At 70.6% G+C, this 16,008-nt stretch carries 14 protein-coding genes; 7 read left to right on the forward strand and 7 right to left on the reverse strand.

Features of this window, described 5'->3' with window-relative positions; translation table 11 throughout:
- Positions 1 to 19: 19 nt before the first annotated feature.
- The 4 genes from KVT44_RS33190 to KVT44_RS33205 all read right to left on the reverse strand — a co-directional run bounded on the left by KVT44_RS33190 (position 20) and on the right by KVT44_RS33205 (position 3,195).
- On the reverse strand, positions 20 to 442 hold the full coding sequence (locus KVT44_RS33190; RefSeq protein ID WP_217570934.1) for a thioesterase family protein: 423 nt from the start codon (positions 440 to 442) through the stop codon (positions 20 to 22).
- Between the two features lie 80 nt (positions 443 to 522).
- Complete coding sequence (locus tag KVT44_RS33195; protein WP_217570936.1) at positions 523 to 1,152, reverse strand: hypothetical protein; 630 nt, start codon at positions 1,150 to 1,152, stop codon at positions 523 to 525.
- Between the two features lie 143 nt (positions 1,153 to 1,295).
- Positions 1,296 to 1,895 carry a histidine phosphatase family protein gene (locus KVT44_RS33200; RefSeq protein ID WP_217570938.1) on the reverse strand — a complete coding sequence of 200 codons (600 nt, stop codon included), beginning with the start codon at positions 1,893 to 1,895 and terminating at the stop codon, positions 1,296 to 1,298.
- Between the two features lie 91 nt (positions 1,896 to 1,986).
- Positions 1,987 to 3,195 (reverse strand): pyridoxal phosphate-dependent aminotransferase, encoded by a 1,209-nt coding sequence (locus KVT44_RS33205; RefSeq protein WP_101401694.1) that lies wholly within the window; start codon positions 3,193 to 3,195, stop codon positions 1,987 to 1,989.
- An 85-nt stretch (positions 3,196 to 3,280) separates the two neighbouring features.
- Between KVT44_RS33205 and KVT44_RS33210 the strand changes: the two genes are divergently transcribed.
- Both KVT44_RS33210 and KVT44_RS33215 read left to right on the forward strand, forming a co-directional pair.
- A complete protein-coding gene (locus KVT44_RS33210; RefSeq protein ID WP_254650209.1) occupies positions 3,281 to 3,916 on the forward strand; it encodes a helix-turn-helix domain-containing protein in 636 nt (211 codons plus the stop codon).
- Positions 3,917 to 4,020: 104 nt separating this feature from the next.
- The gene (locus tag KVT44_RS33215) at positions 4,021 to 4,407 is read left to right on the forward strand and encodes a hypothetical protein (protein ID WP_217570942.1); all 387 of its coding nucleotides are present in this window, start codon (positions 4,021 to 4,023) and stop codon (positions 4,405 to 4,407) included.
- A 139-nt stretch (positions 4,408 to 4,546) separates the two neighbouring features.
- Here KVT44_RS33215 and KVT44_RS33220 read toward each other — a convergent pair whose 3' ends face one another.
- The 3 genes from KVT44_RS33220 to KVT44_RS33230 are packed head-to-tail and all read right to left on the reverse strand — an operon-like array spanning position 4,547 to position 8,167.
- Positions 4,547 to 5,356 (reverse strand): hypothetical protein, encoded by an 810-nt coding sequence (locus tag KVT44_RS33220; RefSeq protein ID WP_217570944.1) that lies wholly within the window; start codon positions 5,354 to 5,356, stop codon positions 4,547 to 4,549.
- Positions 5,356 to 6,621, reverse strand: a complete 1,266-nt coding sequence (locus tag KVT44_RS33225) for a VWA domain-containing protein (RefSeq protein WP_217570946.1) — start codon at positions 6,619 to 6,621, stop codon at positions 5,356 to 5,358. Before KVT44_RS33225 ends, KVT44_RS33220 begins: the two co-directional genes overlap by 1 nt.
- A 49-nt stretch (positions 6,622 to 6,670) precedes the next feature.
- Complete coding sequence (locus KVT44_RS33230) at positions 6,671 to 8,167, reverse strand: IucA/IucC family protein (protein WP_217570947.1); 1,497 nt, start codon at positions 8,165 to 8,167, stop codon at positions 6,671 to 6,673.
- A gap of 104 nt (positions 8,168 to 8,271) precedes the next feature.
- On the opposite strand from KVT44_RS33230, the gene KVT44_RS33235 reads away from it, so the two are divergent.
- From KVT44_RS33235 to KVT44_RS33255, 5 genes are all read left to right on the forward strand, one after another.
- A complete protein-coding gene (locus tag KVT44_RS33235; RefSeq protein ID WP_254650210.1) occupies positions 8,272 to 9,828 on the forward strand; it encodes an IucA/IucC family protein in 1,557 nt (518 codons plus the stop codon).
- 362 nt (positions 9,829 to 10,190) lie between these two features.
- Positions 10,191 to 12,047 (forward strand): serine/threonine-protein kinase, encoded by a 1,857-nt coding sequence (locus KVT44_RS33240; RefSeq protein WP_217570949.1) that lies wholly within the window; start codon positions 10,191 to 10,193, stop codon positions 12,045 to 12,047.
- Positions 12,048 to 12,380: 333 nt separating this feature from the next.
- The gene (locus KVT44_RS33245; RefSeq protein WP_217570950.1) at positions 12,381 to 14,321 is read left to right on the forward strand and encodes an FHA domain-containing protein; all 1,941 of its coding nucleotides are present in this window, start codon (positions 12,381 to 12,383) and stop codon (positions 14,319 to 14,321) included.
- A gap of 504 nt (positions 14,322 to 14,825) precedes the next feature.
- The gene (locus tag KVT44_RS33250) at positions 14,826 to 15,740 is read left to right on the forward strand and encodes a HipA family kinase (RefSeq protein ID WP_217570951.1); all 915 of its coding nucleotides are present in this window, start codon (positions 14,826 to 14,828) and stop codon (positions 15,738 to 15,740) included.
- Positions 15,737 to 15,973 carry a SelT/SelW/SelH family protein gene (locus KVT44_RS33255; protein ID WP_217570952.1) on the forward strand — a complete coding sequence of 79 codons (237 nt, stop codon included), beginning with the start codon at positions 15,737 to 15,739 and terminating at the stop codon, positions 15,971 to 15,973. Before KVT44_RS33250 ends, KVT44_RS33255 begins: the two co-directional genes overlap by 4 nt.
- Positions 15,974 to 16,008: the final 35 nt, after the last annotated feature.

The raw sequence follows: 16,008 nt of genomic DNA on the forward strand, positions 1-16,008 counted from the left end.
CGCGCCACGCGGGGTGGGCTCAGAGGCCGAAGACGCCCGGATCGGCGGCCAGCGCGCGGAAGTACACGCGGGGGTCCGCGACCAACTTGCGCTCCTTGAGGTCCAGCAGCCCACCCACCGCGGTGAACTCGGCGGCCACCGTGCCGTCCGCCTTCCGTATCGTCTGCCCGATCCGGTAGGTCTTGCCCTCACCCCAGGAGAACGCGCAGGTCACCTCGGTCCGGTCCCCCGCACGCAACTCCCGCAGATAGCGGATCGTCGTCTCCAGGGTCACCGGTCCCACACCCTTGGAGATCAGATCGGTCTGGCCTATCCCGGCCGCGTCGAGTAAGCACCAGCGGGCGTGTTCGGCGTACTGCAGATACACGCTCTGGTTCAGATGACCCTGGATGTCGGTCTCGTACCCGCGGACGGTCACGGGCACGGAAAACGGCTCAGCCATGACATTCCCTTCTTCGATCGTGTGTGCGACGGCAGGAATGGGCGCCACTCTACTGAGGGGTGGAAGGGGATCGAGGGACCTCACGCCCGCCGGGGTGAGGCAAGCACATACCGCGCTCCCGTACGCGGCTCCGTGTGCTCGCCGACCTGCCAGCCCGCCTTCTCCAGCGTGGCCGCGCAGGCCCGCAGCGCCTCGGCATCCGGCTCGCGCACGGCGACGGCCTCCGGCTGCGGAGTCGCCCGCACCCGATAGCCGGGGCCTTCCCCCTCCGCCGGTCGGTGCCCGGCGGCCTCCAGAGCGAGCGCGGCGGCCTGCACCAGATGCGTACGTTCCCATCCGCACGGGCGGTCCACCGCCCCGTCCCGATGGGTCATCCGCCGCAGCTCCAGCAGCCCCTGCCAGGCACTGTGCACCTCGCGTGTGCGGGAGGGGCCGCCCATGGCGTTCTCCTCGCCGCCGATCCGCGCGGTGAACACGCCCGAGTCGGCGGGGGCGGCGGGAGGCTCAGGGGCCGCCGTCGGCTCGGGCGCCTCCCGTATCCGGTGCCCGGCGGGCGTCAGGAAGTGGTCGTGCGGCGGCCGCGGATGCCGGAAGGCGAGCCCCCGCTTCACCAGTGCGGCGAGCTGCGTGTCGGTCCCCTTCAGCCGCCCGGTCACCGGGTCCGCCGCATCGATGACACGCCGCTGCGCGACGGTCGGCGGTCGTGTCATGACGGCACCCCTTTCCGTACATCGGCCGCAGCGCCCCGTCAGGGCGCGGGGAACCGCGCGAACGGCCCCCACCGGCCCGCAGCCGAGGCGCGACGCCCCCCTGGGCCGACCCCGTCCCCGGCCCTCTGGAACCCACTCGAAGACTACGACGAGGGTCTGACATTCCAGCCGGCCACGACATGCCGCCGATGCTCGGTGCTCAGCCGGCTCACCGTCCCGGTGGCGAGCTGGAACAACGCGCCGTCCGAAGCCCGCAGCCCCAGCCGCCGCGCGGTCAGCACCCGCAGAAAGTGCCCGTGGGAGAAGAGGACGACACTGCCCTCCGCCTCGGCGAGCGCCGCGTCGACCTTGGCGAGCATTCGCTCCGCCCGTGCCCCGACCTGCTCCGGGCTCTCCCCGGGATGCTCCGGCGGCCCCGGCGCGACCCCGTCGTCGAACAGGAACCAGTCGGGCCGGGTCCGGTGGATCTCCACGGTCGTGACCCCTTCGTACCCGCCGTAGTCCCACTCGCACAGGTCCGCGTCCACCCGCGCCCCCTCGACCCCGGCCAGCCGCGCCGTCTCCCGCGCCCGTTGCATCGGGCTCACGAACGCCGCCGCGAGGTGGTGCGAGGCGACCAGCGGGGCCAGCCGCTTGGCCTGCTCGCGGCCGTTCTCCGTCAGCGGGATGTCGGTCGACCCGGTGTGCCGCCCGGACAAGGACCACTCGGTCTCGCCGTGCCGCACGAGGAGCAGGTCACCCATGGCCGACACCCTTCTCCGGTCCTGTCACTCCTTCCGTACGGTGTCATCGCCCCCCGGCGGTCCGCAGGTCGGAGTGCGCCATACGGCGGCCCTACTGTCGATACCCGCCCAGGAACCGTCCGATCCGGCTGATCGCCGCGTCCAGGTCGTCGGCGTGCGGGAGGGTGAGGATGCGGAAGTGGTCGGGGCGGGGCCAGTTGAAGCCGGTGCCCTGGACGACCTGGATCTTCTCGCGGAGGAGGAGGTCCAGGACGAACTTCTCGTCGTCGTGGATCTTGTGGACCTCGGGGTCGATACGGGGGAAGGCGTACAGCGCGCCCTTGGGTTTGACGCAGGAGACGCCCGGGATCTCGTTGAGCTTCTCCCAGACACGGTTGCGCTGTTCGTGGAGGCGGCCGCCGGGCGCGGTCAGTTCGTGGATGGACTGGCGGCCGCCGAGCGCGGCCTGGATGGCGTACTGGGCGGGCGCGTTGGCGCACAGTCGCATGGAGGCCAGCATGGTCAGGCCCTCCAGGTAGTTGCGGGCGTGCTGCCTGGGACCCGTCACCACCAGCCAGCCCGAGCGGAAGCCCGCCACCCGGTACGTCTTGGACAGGCCGCAGAAGGTGAGGACCACCAGGTCGGGGGCGAGCGCCGCGGCCGAGTGGTGGACCGCGTCGTCGTACAGGATCTGGTCGTAGATCTCGTCCGCGAAGACCATCAGGCCGTGCCGGCGGGCGAGGTCGAGGATGCCCTCGATGATCTCCTGGGGGTAGACCGCACCGGTCGGGTTGTTGGGGTTGATGATGACGACCGCGCGGGTGCGGTCGGTGATCTTCGACTCCATGTCGGCCAGGTCCGGGTACCAGTCCGACTGTTCGTCGCAGAGGTAGTGGACGGCCTTGCCGCCCGCGAGGGTCGTGACGGCCGTCCAGAGGGGGAAGTCCGGGGCGGGGATGAGGACTTCGTCACCGTCCTCCACCAGCGCCTGGACCGCCATGGAGACCAGTTCGGAGACGCCGTTGCCGAGGAAGACGTCGTCCACGCCGACCTCCAGACCCCGTTCCTGGTAGCGCTGGGCGACCGCGCGGCGGGCGGAGAGGATGCCGCGCGAGTCGGTGTAGCCGTGCGCCTGCGGGAGCATCCGGATCATGTCCTGGAGGATCTCCTCCGGCGCCTCGAAACCGAAGGCCGCGGGGTTTCCGGTGTTGAGGCGCAGCACGCTGTGGCCTGCCGCCTCCAGTGCGTCGGCCTGCTCGATCACCGGGCCGCGGATCTCGTAACAGACCTCGCTGAGCTTGCTCGACTGCCGGAACTCCATGCGTTGTGTCCTCCGGTTCGTGGTGTTGCTTGGTTTTACCAAGTGAGTGCTTGGAAAGTCCAACAACATGTCTAGACTGCGTCGCATGTCACCTCGCCGAAGCTACGACCAGTACTGTTCCGCGGCCCGCGCGCTCGACGCCGTCGGTGACCGCTGGACCCTCCTGATCGTCCGCGAGCTGCTCGGCGGCCCGCGCCGCTACACCGATCTGCACGCGGATCTGCCGGGCGTGAGCACGGACGTCCTCGCCTCCCGGCTCAAGGACATGGAGCGCGACGGACTGACGACCCGGCGCCGACTGCCGCCGCCGGGCGCCGCGTACGTCTACGAACTCACCGGCAGGGGGCGGGAGTTGCTGCCCGTGCTGCAGGCGCTCGGCGAGTGGGGCGCGCCCTCGCTGGGCGAGCGCGGGGCCACGGACGCTGTACGGGCGCACTGGTTCGCGCTGCCGCTGCTGCGGGGCCTGGCGGGGGAGGGCGCTGAAGGGCTGGTCGAAGTCCGCCTGGAGGAGGGAGAGTTCCATGTGTGGCTGGGCGCCGAGGAGGGACCCGTGTACGGAGACGGGCCCGCCCCTGAGGAGCCGGACGTCCGGTTGAGCCTGGACACCGGAACCTGCACGGATGTGAGCCGCGGGATCTCTACCGTGCTGGACGCGGTGCGTGCGGGACGGATCGAGGTCACGGGGGAGAGCACTCTGGCCAAGGTGCTGCGCGGGGAGTGACGCCGGTACGGTCCCCGTAGCCGTCGCGTGCCGATCGCGCCAGACACTTCCAGCGCGTTCGAAAACATTGCGGGCGGCGGGGCGGCGGCCACAGGGTGACTCGCATGCGTATCAAGAAGCCTCTGGCGGTGCTGTTCAGCGCCGCGGCGCTCGCCGTCGGCCTCGGGACCACCGCCGCACCTTCCGCGTCCGCCGCGAGCGGCTGCTGGTACAGCGGGAGCCACTGGTGGTGCAACAACCGCTCCGGCGCCCCGGTCTACGGCTACAAGGACCTGGCCCGGTTCTACCCGGACTCCAGCCGCATCGTCGGCCACATGTACTCCAACCCCAGCTGGTTCGAGTGCCGTTACGACGGCGGCAACCCGGACGAGTACGTGGGCGGTCCGCATCCCTACCGCTGGGAGTGGACCGAGGCCGACAACGGGGAGTACGGCTGGATGAAGGACACCGCCATCGGCAGCGAGACCAACACGCTCCCGGCCTGCTGGTAACGCACAACGCGCAACGAACAACGCACAACGCCCCAGCACCTCACCGGACCGGAACCCGGGCGGGGGACGAGGCCCGCCGTGCCGAGGGGGCACGGCGGGCCTTCGCCGTCACGGAGCCGTCACGGACGCCTACGTGCTCCTACGCACCCGGCGGCACCCGGGAAGGCCGTCCCGACCCCCGGGTCAGCGCGTACCCGCCGATGCCCGCGAGCGCCGCGAGGATGCCGCCGATCGCGGTCCACACCCAGCGGTCGGACCACCAGCCGGAGGCCCAGCCGTCGTCGGGCTCGATGGACGACAGCGTGGCCGTCGACGAACCGGAGCCGGACTTCCCGGCGCTCGTCGCGATACCCGGCACCAGCGGCTTCGCCAGCGAACCGTCCACCGCCGCCGCCCCGCCGATGTCCTTGGAGTCGACCTTGACCTCGGCCGCGACCGGCAGACCCAGGTCGGAGGCCTGCAGCCCGGTGACGGTCAGCCGGACGTAGTACGTGCCCGGCAGCGGGTCGTTGGCCCAGGTCTCCGACCAGGAACGGACCGTGCGCAAGGTGCAGGCCAGTTCCACGGAGGCCGCGTCCTGCGCCGCCGTACGTGTCTGTGCCCCGTACTGGCAGGCCTGGCGGCGCCGCAGCCCGTCGTAGACGTCGAGCTGCCAGGTCTGGCCGGCGTGCCGCGTGGAGGCCTCCGGCAGCTTCACCGTCGCCTTCACGGTGGGCCGCTGCCCGGCGTCCGCGGGGAACGACCAGTACAGGTAGTCGCCCGTGGACCCGCTGGCGGTGGCCTGCCGGCCCTGCTCGATCTCGGTCGCCGTACGGAACGACGTGCCGGCCTGGGTCGGCGCGGCGCTGTCGCCCGAGGGGCTCGCGGAGGGCGAGGAGTCTGCCGCGGCGGGCGCCGCGGCGATCCCGAGCAGCAGCAGGGCGGTGCTCAACACTCTTCTGACACGCATCAGTTGGTCCTCCAGACCGCGATCCGCAGGCGCGAGACCCAGCCCCACAGCACACCCGCCAGGAAGCCGGTGAGCACGAGGGCGCCGAGCAGCCACCAGCCGCGGCCGAGGCCGAAGGAGGCCACGTCGCTCGCCTGGTCCGGCCCGTCCACGACGTCGACCGTCAGTTCCACCGGCATGCCCGGCGTGGTCTTCACGCCGCTCGCCGCCGAGAAGGAGTTGGACACCTGAAGACACACGGTCTCGGCGGGGGCGTTCTCGTCGTCGCTCTCGGCCTTGGGATAGCGCAGACCGGTCGAGATGACGTCGGTACGGCCGTTGCCCGCCGCCTCGCCCCGCACGATCTCACGTCCGTGCACGGTGACGGCGCGCAGCAACACCCCGTAGTCCGGGTTGACCTCGCGGTCGGCCGCGACGCTCACCGAGGCGCGCAGCTCCTGGCCCGGCTTGACGTCCACGCGGTAGTAGCGGTGCTGCCCGAACTCCTCGCGGTCCGTGTACAGCCCGGACTTCAGCGTCGGGGCACTCGTGCAGGCGGTGGCGCCCTGCACGGCGACCGGCGTCACCACCGGGTCGGCGGCGCGCTCCACCAACTGACCGACACGGTCGGTGAGTTCTTCCTTGTGCTGGACCGAGGTGTACGTGCCCCCGGTCGCGTCCGCGATGCAGCTGAGCTGGTCGCGGGTCTTGGCGTCGGGCACGAGCCCGAGGGTGTCGATGGTGAGCCCGATGCCCTTGGCGGCGATCTCGCGGGCCACCTCGCACGGGTCGAGCGGCTGGCAGGTGTCCTCGCCGTCGCTGATCAGCACGATCCGCCGGGTGCCGTTGCCGCCGTCGAGGTCGCCGGCCGCCTTGAGCAGCGCGGGACCGATCGGCGTCCAGCCGGTGGGCGTGAGCGTCGCGACGGCGGTCTTCGCCTCCGTGCGGTCCAGTGTGCCCACCGGGTACAGCTGGGCGGTGTCCTTGCAGCCCGTCTTGCGGTCGTTGCCGCGGTAGTTGGCGCCGAGGGTCCGTATGCCGAGCTGGACCTCCTCGGGTGTCGCGTCGAGCACCTCGTTGAACGCCTGCTTCGCCGCGGACATGCGCGACCCGCCGTCCATGTCGCGCGCCCGCATCGAACCGCTGACGTCCAGCACGAGTTCGACCTTGGGAGCGGCCTGCTCCGCCGTTTCGTCGGCGACCGCTCCGGTCGGGAAGGCGATCCCGGCCGTCAGGGCGGCGAGCAGGGCGCAGACTCCTGCCGCCAGCCGTTGTCTTGTGATCATCGCAGGATCCTATGGAGCAAAGGTGCCGGGCTTCAAAACGATCTACGAACTATTGGGTGTCGAACGGGTTGGGAAGCCGCGCCCAGATGTCCCCCGGAGTCTCCGGAGACAGCCGCATCAGGCTCAACGCCTTGGTCGGCAGCGGCTCGTCGAGCAGGACAGCCAGGTCCGGGGTGCGCGGCAGATCCCGTACGACGGTCTCCAGGACCTCCCGCAGTACGGCCGACGAACCGGCCGTCGCCCCCAGCGTGCCGCCGATCAGCGAGCCGAACATCTTGCGGCGCAGGGTGGTCACGTCGTCCGTGACGATCCGTCCGGAGAGCGCCGGGGCCGGGATGCCGTGCCGGGCCAGCCGGGCCGGGCTCACGCGGATGTCGGCCAGATCGCGGTAGACGAGCCGGACCGGGGCGCCGGTGGCGGACAGTACGACCAGGAGGTTCTGGCCGTGCGCCTCCAGGGCCACCCCCAGGTCGAGCAGCCGCAGACAGACGGTGAGCGCGAGGCGGGTGAAGTCGGCCAGCCAGGCGGCCGATCGGGGCAGCTCGGTGGTGGCGAGGGCGGCCACGGGCAGGACGCGCTCGCCCGGCTGCGCGTACACGTCCGGGGATTCGCGCAGCACCGCCGCCAGGTCGGGGGAGTGGGCCGTGACGGCGCCCAGGGTGCGGGTGACGTGCAGCAGGCCGTCCGTACGGGCCGCCATGTCCTCCGCGAACGCCGACACCGTCGCCGATGTCTCGATCGAGTAGACCGAGATGTCCCGCACGGAGGAGGTCAGCCGGGCGCTCAGCGCGGTCTTGACGTGCGGTCCGTCGGGCAGGGCGAGGGTGCGCAGCGACATCAACGGGTGTGCGGGGACGGCCTCCTGGGGCGTGGTGCGCAGTACGTGCGCCAGCTGCCAGGGGTGGACGGGGATCAGGAAACGGTCCTCGTCCCGCAGCCACTTGGGCCACTCACCCCGGACCAGACAGTCGTCCGCGCCCACCAGGCCGAGTTCCACGACCGGCCGGTGCTCCGGCCCGTAGGCGAGCTGCTCGGCCACTGAGAACCCGGGCCGGGAACGGCAGTTGGGGTGGTACGGATGCCCGTCGACCACCCGCTGCTCCCACTCCCAGCTGCTCAGGGGCTCATGGTCGACAGGGGGCTGGTTCGCGCGCGACAGGGCCAACGAGGCGACACTGTCGTCGAGCTCGACGGCGAAGGCGGTCGCGTGCGGTACGCCGAGGCCCGTCATGAGCCGCGCCGGACGCTCGTACACCGTGTTGTCCAGCCGGACCTCGGTGACGTACGAGGTGGTCGCGTACGGATCCGGGCGCGGGCCGTGCAGCCGGCGGCCGTCGGTGAGGTGGAGAGTGAGCCCGGCGGCCCCCGGTTCGCGGCGCGCGATCCACGGCATCGGCTCATACGCCAGCGCCCGCCACAGACGGCTCAGCACGGCCGCCCGGGCGCCGGGGAGCCCGGCCGCGTACGGCGCCGCGAGGGCGGGGCGTACGGCGCTCAGCTCGTCGGCGAGCGCTGCCTCGGCGTCGGGCGTGGGGGGACGGTGCACGGTCGGGCTCCTTGGGTACGGGGACTGCGCGTCGCGGTCGCCCGCGCCGACAGACATACTGATCACCAGTGCACCGTATGGAATGAATGGAACGCGTGGACTCCATGCCCCCCAGGTACCTCAGGGACGACATAGAAGAGGCCGCCGACGAGTACGCCGCCGCGCCGCTGCTCAATTGTCTGCTGCGGGAGGTGGGGGAGCCCGCGGAGGGCTCCGGTGTGTTCCGGCTCCGCTCCAGCGGGCGGCTGCTGCGGGTGCGGGGGACGCGCAGGCCGGCGGCGCCCGAGGTGTACGCCGACGGGGCCTGGCACCGGCTCACCCACGCCGAACTGGTCAAACTCACCGCCGAGGAACTGCGCGGATTCACCGGTCTGTCCAACCCCGAGCTGCCCGCCGAGATGATCGACAGCCGGGACGCGGTGGCCGCGCTGCTCGCCGCCCGTCTGCACGCGGCGCCGCCCGCGGACCCGTACGTCCGCTCCGAGCAGTCCCTGATCACCGGGCACCCGTACCACCCGGCGCCCAAGGCCCGGGGCGGTGGCCCCGTCGCCGGCTGGCTGCCGTACGCGCCCGAGGCGTACGCCCGCTTCCCGCTGGAGCTGCTCGGCGTGCGGGAGGACGCGGTCGTCGAGGAGGGCGACACCTCGGCGCTGGACGACTTCGGGCCGTCCCCGGAGGGCTACCGGCTGCTTCCGGCCCACCCCTGGCAGCTCGACCTGGTCGGCGCCCTCCCGGAGATCCGGGCCGCCTTCGCGGACGGCCGGCTGATCCGCCTCGGCCGCACCGCGCGCCCGCTGTGGCCGACGGCCGCCATCCGCACGCTCTACGCCCCCGAGGACGACGTCTTCGTCAAGTTCAGCCTCGACGTGCGCATCACCAACGACATCCGCCGGCTGTGGCGCCACGACCTGCTGAAACTGCGCCGTACGGACGAGGCGACAGCCGCCGCGTTCGCGACCAAGACCACGGGGACAAGCACGAGCACGACCACGACCACGACCACGAGGACCGGCGCGAGCACGGGCGCCGGCTGGCTGAGCGACCGCGGCTACCGCACCGCCGACTTCGCCTTCGAAGAACTCGCGGTCCTCGTCCGCGACGGGCTGCGCGAGCATGTCGTCCCCGGCGCGACCCCGCTCCTCGCCGCCGCCCTTGTCGAGGGCTTCGAGGGCAGCCCCCTCGACGGTCTCGCCGACCCGTCCGCCTGGTGGACGGCGTATCTGCGCCAGGTCGTCCCCCCGGCCCTGGAGGCGTTCGCGCGGCACGGAGTCGTCCTGGAGGCGCATCTGCAGAACACGGTGGTGGCCGTGGACGCCGACGGCATCCCCGTGCAGGCGCTGTTCCGGGACGCGGAGGGCGTGAAGCTGCTCACGGACGTGGACCGGGCCGTCGGATGGGAGCGGCTGGTCTACTGCCTGATCGTCAACAACGTGTCAGAACTCGCCGCCCTGCTCGCGGAGGGCCACCCGGGCTGGGACCCGTGGCCCGCCGTACGGACCGAGCTGGCCCACCACGGCCTGCCCGGGATCGCGCACGAGATCACGGAGTTGCTCGCCGCCCCCACGCTCCCCGGCAAGACGAACCTGCTGCTTCGCTGGACGGGCGCGGACGGCGCGGACGCCCGCTACCTCCCGCTGCCGAACCCGCTGGCCCGCGCCTAGAACCGGGTTCCTCTTCACGTTCCCACCCTGGCGACCGACCAGCTCAACTCCCGTGCAGCCACCGGATTCGGGCACACCTCCGCCACCGACCCGACGACCTGGCGAGGTGAACAACAGGCGACGACAGATGAACGTGAGGATGGAGCGTTTCGACCCGGGCGGTGCCGCGCACACGTCGGCACCCGCGTCCGGTAAACGACGGTACGATCACCGTCGGATTAGTCCGTTGGGTCGCCGCGGGTTCCTCCACTGTGGGGTCACTCCGTCCGTGCCCTGCTTGCCGGGCGGGCCAGGTGCATGGTCCACGTGCGATGTCCGCGCTCTGACGAGCAGCTTGGGTAGGGAAAGGGAGAATCGCTCCGATGGCCAATGAGGACGCCGTGTCCCAAGAGTCGGGCAGCGAGCGTGTGATCGCGGGCCGCTACAGTCTGCTGTCGCCCCTCGGCGCGGGCGGCATGGGCACCGTGTGGCGCGCCTACGACAAGGTGCTGCACCGCGAGGTTGCCATCAAGGAGGTCCGGGCGCCTGCCGGACTGGCGGCGCACGACATCGAGCGGATGTACACGCGGCTGGAGCGTGAGGCGTGGGCTGCGGCCCGGGTGGCGCATCCGAACGTGGTGACCGTCTACGACGTGGCCATGGACGAGGGCCGCCCGTGGATCGTCATGGAGTTGGTCCGCGGTCAGTCGCTGGCCGACCTGCTCAAGGCCGAGGGCCGGCTCTCCCCGCAGCGTGCCGCGTCCATCGGCCTCGAGGTGCTCGCCGCGCTCCACGCCGCCCACGAGACCGGCGTGCTGCACCGCGACGTGAAACCGGCCAACGTGCTGATGGCCAAGGACGGCCGGGTGGTGCTCACCGATTTCGGCATCGCCATGATCGAGGGCGATTCCGCGCTCACCATGACCGGTGAAGTCGTCGGATCGCCCGAGTTCCTGTCTCCGGAGCGGGCGTTGGGCCAGCGGTCCGGGCCCGCGTCGGACCTGTGGTCGCTCGGCGTGCTGCTGTACGCGGCCGTCGAGGCGCGCTCCCCCTTCCGCCAGAACACCCCGCTCAGCACCCTGCGGGCCATCGTGGACGCGGAGTTGCCGCAAGTCCGCCGAGCCGGCGCCCTCACTCCGGTCATCGAGGGGCTGCTGCGTAAGGATCCGGACGAACGCCTCACCGCCGAGCAGGCGCAACAGGAGCTGCGGCTCATCGGCAAGGGCGGCATCCCCGACGCGGGAATCGTGCCGCCATCCTCTGACTCCCCGACCGTTTCGACGCAGCCCACGACACGAACGGCTCCCGCGGACCCTGGGGAACAGCCCACGGTCACGCATTCCTTGGCGCAGCCCACGGTCGTGGACCCCCGGGTGCAGGCGGCGGTCGCGGACCCCCGGGCGCAGCCCACGGTCGCGGATCCTTCGGCGCAGCCCACGGCCGTGGAACCTTCGGCGCAGGCGGCGGACGCGGATCCCGTGACGCAGCCCACGGTCGCTGAGCCCCTGGCGCGGGCGACGGTCGCGGATCCTTCGGCGCAGCCCACGATCACGCATTCCCTGGCGCGGTCGGCGGACGCGGATCCTGGGGCACAGCCCGCGGTCGCGGATCCCGCAGTGCTGGATCCGCGCGCCGCCGGAACACCCGCCTCCTCCGTCCCCCCGGTCGACGCGCGGCGCAGTCGGCGCAGCATCGCGCTCGTCGCCGCGGGCGTGTCCCTGTGCGTGCTGGCGCTGGCCGGGGTGGGCTATGCGCTCATGAACGACGGAAACGGAAGCGGAGATCGGCAGAGCGCCGGCAACGCCACCGCAGGGGCGGGTTCGGCCTCGAAAAACGCCGAGAACGCCACCGCCGCGAGCACACAGGGCGACGACCAAGGCGCCTCCGCCACCTTGGGGGTGCGGGTGACGGTGAGGGGTTCGCACACGACGTACTCGGGACAGTGCCCGCCGCCGAGCGAGCAGGTGCCCACCTTTACGGCGACGTTCACGGTGGACCGGCTCCCGGCCCAATTCTCCTACCGGTGGGTGTCCAAGGACGGCTCGGTGACCGATCCGCACTGGAGGACGCTGGTGTTCTCGGATGACGGAGGGCTCAGCAAGCAGGACACGGTGAGCCTGAGCACGTGGGCGGAAGCCGGAAAGCTCGAGAGCGAAATCGGCGTGGAGCTCAAGGCACCCTTGCAGGGCAAGTCCAACATGGTGCCTCTGTCGCTGACTTGCGAGGCCGGAACGGGCTGAGGCAAGCCGTCCGGACACCGACCGACGGCTCGCACCGCGTTGCCGAGGGTCCCAACGGGCCGCCGCGGAAAGGTTTCCACCACTCTTCGCCGCATGTCGAGTGCGTGGATCGGGGCGGCCCTCGGTCCCGGCCGTCCCGTGCCCGGAGTTCTCCCGCGGCGCGGCGAGGTGTCCGGATCGCGGCCCCGCGACGAGGCGCGGAACGAATTTGTCGCAAGAATCGAACTAAACCAGGTCACGTTCACGTTTGAGTGAAGGCTCCGGTCTCGTGTCGGGTCAGCCGCGTCGCGCGGCCTCTCTTTCGCAGTTGGATGTCGTTCATAAGGAGTATGAGTGCCATCGGTCATCCTGGGGCAAACGGGCCCCTTCACTGGTCAAAGCGTGGTCCTGAGCGCTGCTCCACTGACGTTCGGTCGCAAGAGCGACAACGACGTCGTGATCGTCAGCGCCAACGCCTCCCGTCTGCACGCCGAAATCCTCGAGGAGGATGCCGGCTTCGTGCTCTACGACCGCAACAGCCGGAACGGCACCTTCGTCAACGACCAGCGCATCACACGGCATGCACTGCGCTCCGGCGACCGCATCCGAATAGGTGAGGAGACCTTCCTCTTCGAGTCGGAGGACGCCATCGAGACGATGATGGATCTCTCCCACCTCGACGCACCCCGGGTGAGCGCCACCGCGGACCCTGGCGTGCTCAGGGTCACCATCACCGGCGGAGGTCCGGTGGGCCTCGCCTTCGCGCTGACGCTGGAGAACATGCTGCGCGGGCGGGTCTCGATCACGGTCTACGAAGGGCGGTGGATCAAGAACGGCTCCACCGTCGTCTGGAAGGACGAGACCCAGGGAAACGTCCGTCGCCAACAGGTCGTGACCGTCCAGAGCCGGCAGTACCTCGCTCTGCCTGAGGACATCCAGTCGGCGCTGTTCGGCGACGTGGGCGACTATTCGGAGATGTGGCCCGTCGGACCGGACTCCGTCGACGGCCTGCCTCCCCGCAACATCCGGATCGCCTACATCGAGGACCGCCTGCTGGAGTTGGCGAACAAGAACGCCGCGATCCGGCTGGTGCCGGAGCGGTTCGACCCGTCGGAGCATCAGGGTCGGCTCGCGCAGGAACACGTCCTGGCGATCTGCGAAGGCGGACGATCCCGCACGCGGGAGCACTACGCCGACCGCTTCGGCGCGGCCGACGCCTCGATCTACTCCCTCGACGGCGACCACCTGCAGGACGTGGTGCTGGGGCTTCGGGTGAAGTCCCCGCTCTCGGACCAGATGAGCGTCCTGCTGACCGTGTCGCAGAACAGGTTTCTTCTCAACTCGCTGCGCGGCGAGGGCTTCTTGAACATGCGGCTCACCCGCGAGGAGGCCCGAAACGTGATCGGCATCGACCCGGTCCGTCAGGTCTTCGAGGAGTGCATCGCCGCTCGCCCCTGCGTCATGAGCCGCGAAGAGGACCACGAGTTCCGCTGTCCCACGCACGGAACCCTCTTCCTGCCCGCCCTGCTGCGCAGTTCGCCGTTGTGGAAGCGGATCCGGGAGGGACTGAAGCTGTTCGGCGTGCCGGAGAACGACCTCACCGCGATCACGTCGTTCCGCCTGGACATGGTGCAGCGCCCGCGGTTCACGGCGCAGCTGAGCCGCCCGACCGCGACGGGCCCCGGCACGTACGGCCTCCTGCTGGGCGACGCGGCCAACGCCATCCACTTCTGGCCGGGGCGCGGTCTCAACAGCGGTCTCGCCTCCGCCACTTCGCTCGCTCGCTCCCTCAGCCGCACATGGCAGGGGAAGCCGCTGCGCGACGCCGACTTCATCCGGCACGAGGCGGCCATGTCCATGCTTCAGTACCGGCACAAGAGCCGGGCCTGGAACGCCATGGTCACCACCGACGAACAGGGCGTCACCCGGGCCATCAAGGACATCATCGCCCGCAGCATGGAACCGGAACGCGGCGACGGCTCCGAACCCGAGCACGCGTCCCTCGACGCCCTGCTGGAGCGCATGACAGCGATACGCGAGCGCCTCGCAACCCGTCTCCCCGGTATGCCCACCGACGAGGAACTGCGCGACCACCTCTTGACGCTGGACCCGGCCACGCTTCGCACGCTCCAGGAAAGCGGTGCGTGGGACACGCTGATCGTCGGCGGCGAGGAAGCCGACATCGACCTCTTCTACCAATCGGACTCCCCGGTCTACGTCCCTCGCCCCACCGACCCGCGAATCGGCCCGCCGGCCCTCACGCCGCAGGATTCCGTTCCCTCCAACCCGGTCTGAGGCCGGGCGGGACATTCCGCGGCTAGGAGAACACGGCTCCTCTTCTTCCCGAAGCAGGGGACAGCCGTGTTCTCCTCGCCGGATTGTCAGGTCAGGGAGATGTATGGCCTGAGAAAATACTGAACGAGGTCATTGCAACCTGCCATGTTGCACCCCTGTGGTCCGCTTCGGACGTCCGGACGGGCCGCCGGACTCGACACCTCTCCGGCGCAGGCATACCTCTCGGCGAACCGCACGTGCGAGATGGGTCTGAGACAAGCCACCGGGCAGCCGTACGAGTCCTTCATCTTCCTACTCGAAGAACTCACCAGATCATCCTGAGCCGCCTCTCCCGGGCACCACCTGGGCGGTGACTCGGGCACTCCTCGCCGGCTGTCACCCTCGGTTACTATGCTCACTTCATGCCGGAGGCCGGAAGCGACGGGCACACATCAATTACCTTGGTTGTGGATGTCTGAGGTTGGTCATGGATTGTAAGGTCAAGAAAATGTATGGCCTGAGAAAATGCTGAACGAGGTCACTGCGACCCGCTATATCGCACCCCTGCGGTCTGGTGGCTCCGTGCCCGGAGTCGTCGAGGCCGATGACCTGGGGACGTACGTCGTGAAGTTCACGGGCTCCGCGCAGGGCCGCAAGGCGCTGGTCGCCGAGGTGATCGTCGGTGAACTCGCGCGCGCCCTCGGGCTGCGCTTCCCCGAGCTGGTCCTCGTCCACTTCGACCCGGCCGTCGCCGAGCACGAACCGCACCAGGAGGTCCAGGACCTGCTGCGCGTCAGCGCGGGGCTCAACCTCGGCATGGACTATCTGCCGGGCGCGAAGGACTTCACCCCGGAGATGGCCAGGACGTTCCCCGTCGACCCGCTGGAGGCGGGCAAGGTGATCTGGCTGGACGCCCTCACGGTCAACGTGGACCGCACGGTGCACAGCTCGAACCTGATGGTCTGGCCGACGTTCGGCATCGCGCCCCCGCGGCTGTGGCTGATCGACCACGGCGCCGCCCTCGTCTTCCACCACCGCTGGGACGCCTCGGCCCCGGAGAAGGCGTACGACTTCCGCCGCCACGCCCTCGGCGGCTACGCCCCGGACACCCGCGCCGCCGACGCCGAGCTCGCGCCCAAGGTGACGGAGGAGCTGCTGCGCGAGGTCACCGCCGCGGTGCCGGACGCCTGGCTCGCGGAAGAACCCGGTTTCGCGACCCCGGACGAGGCGCGGGAGGCGTACGTCCGCTATCTCCTCGCCCGCGTGAAGGCCTCCGCCGACTGGCTTCCCACGGACTTCCCGAGCCGTGAACAGCTCGCCGCCGAGGACGCGGACCGCGCGACGAAAACCCAGCAGGGCCGCCCGAACTGGCTGAAGCGGGTCCCCGACCTGCACGGCAAACCGGCGGCGGAACAGGATTGGTCGGTGCACCTCGGATGACAGACGTCCAGCGCGTCCAGATCGAATACTGCACCCAGTGCCGCTGGCTGCCCCGTGCGGCCTGGCTGGCCCAGGAGCTGCTCACCACCTTCGAGACGGAACTCACCGAGCTGTCCCTGAAGCCCGGCACCGGCGGCGTGTTCGTCGTCCGCGTGAACGACGAGGTGGTCTGGGACCGGCGCGAGCAGGGCTTCCCGGAACCGACGGCCGTGAAGAAGCTCGTACGCGACTGAGTGGCCCCGGGAAGGTCCCTGGGCCACTCGGACAA

It is taken from the genome of Streptomyces sp. GbtcB7, assembly GCF_019091445.1.
In the GTDB taxonomy this organism is placed as follows: Bacteria; Actinomycetota; Actinomycetes; order Streptomycetales; family Streptomycetaceae; genus Streptomyces; species Streptomyces mirabilis.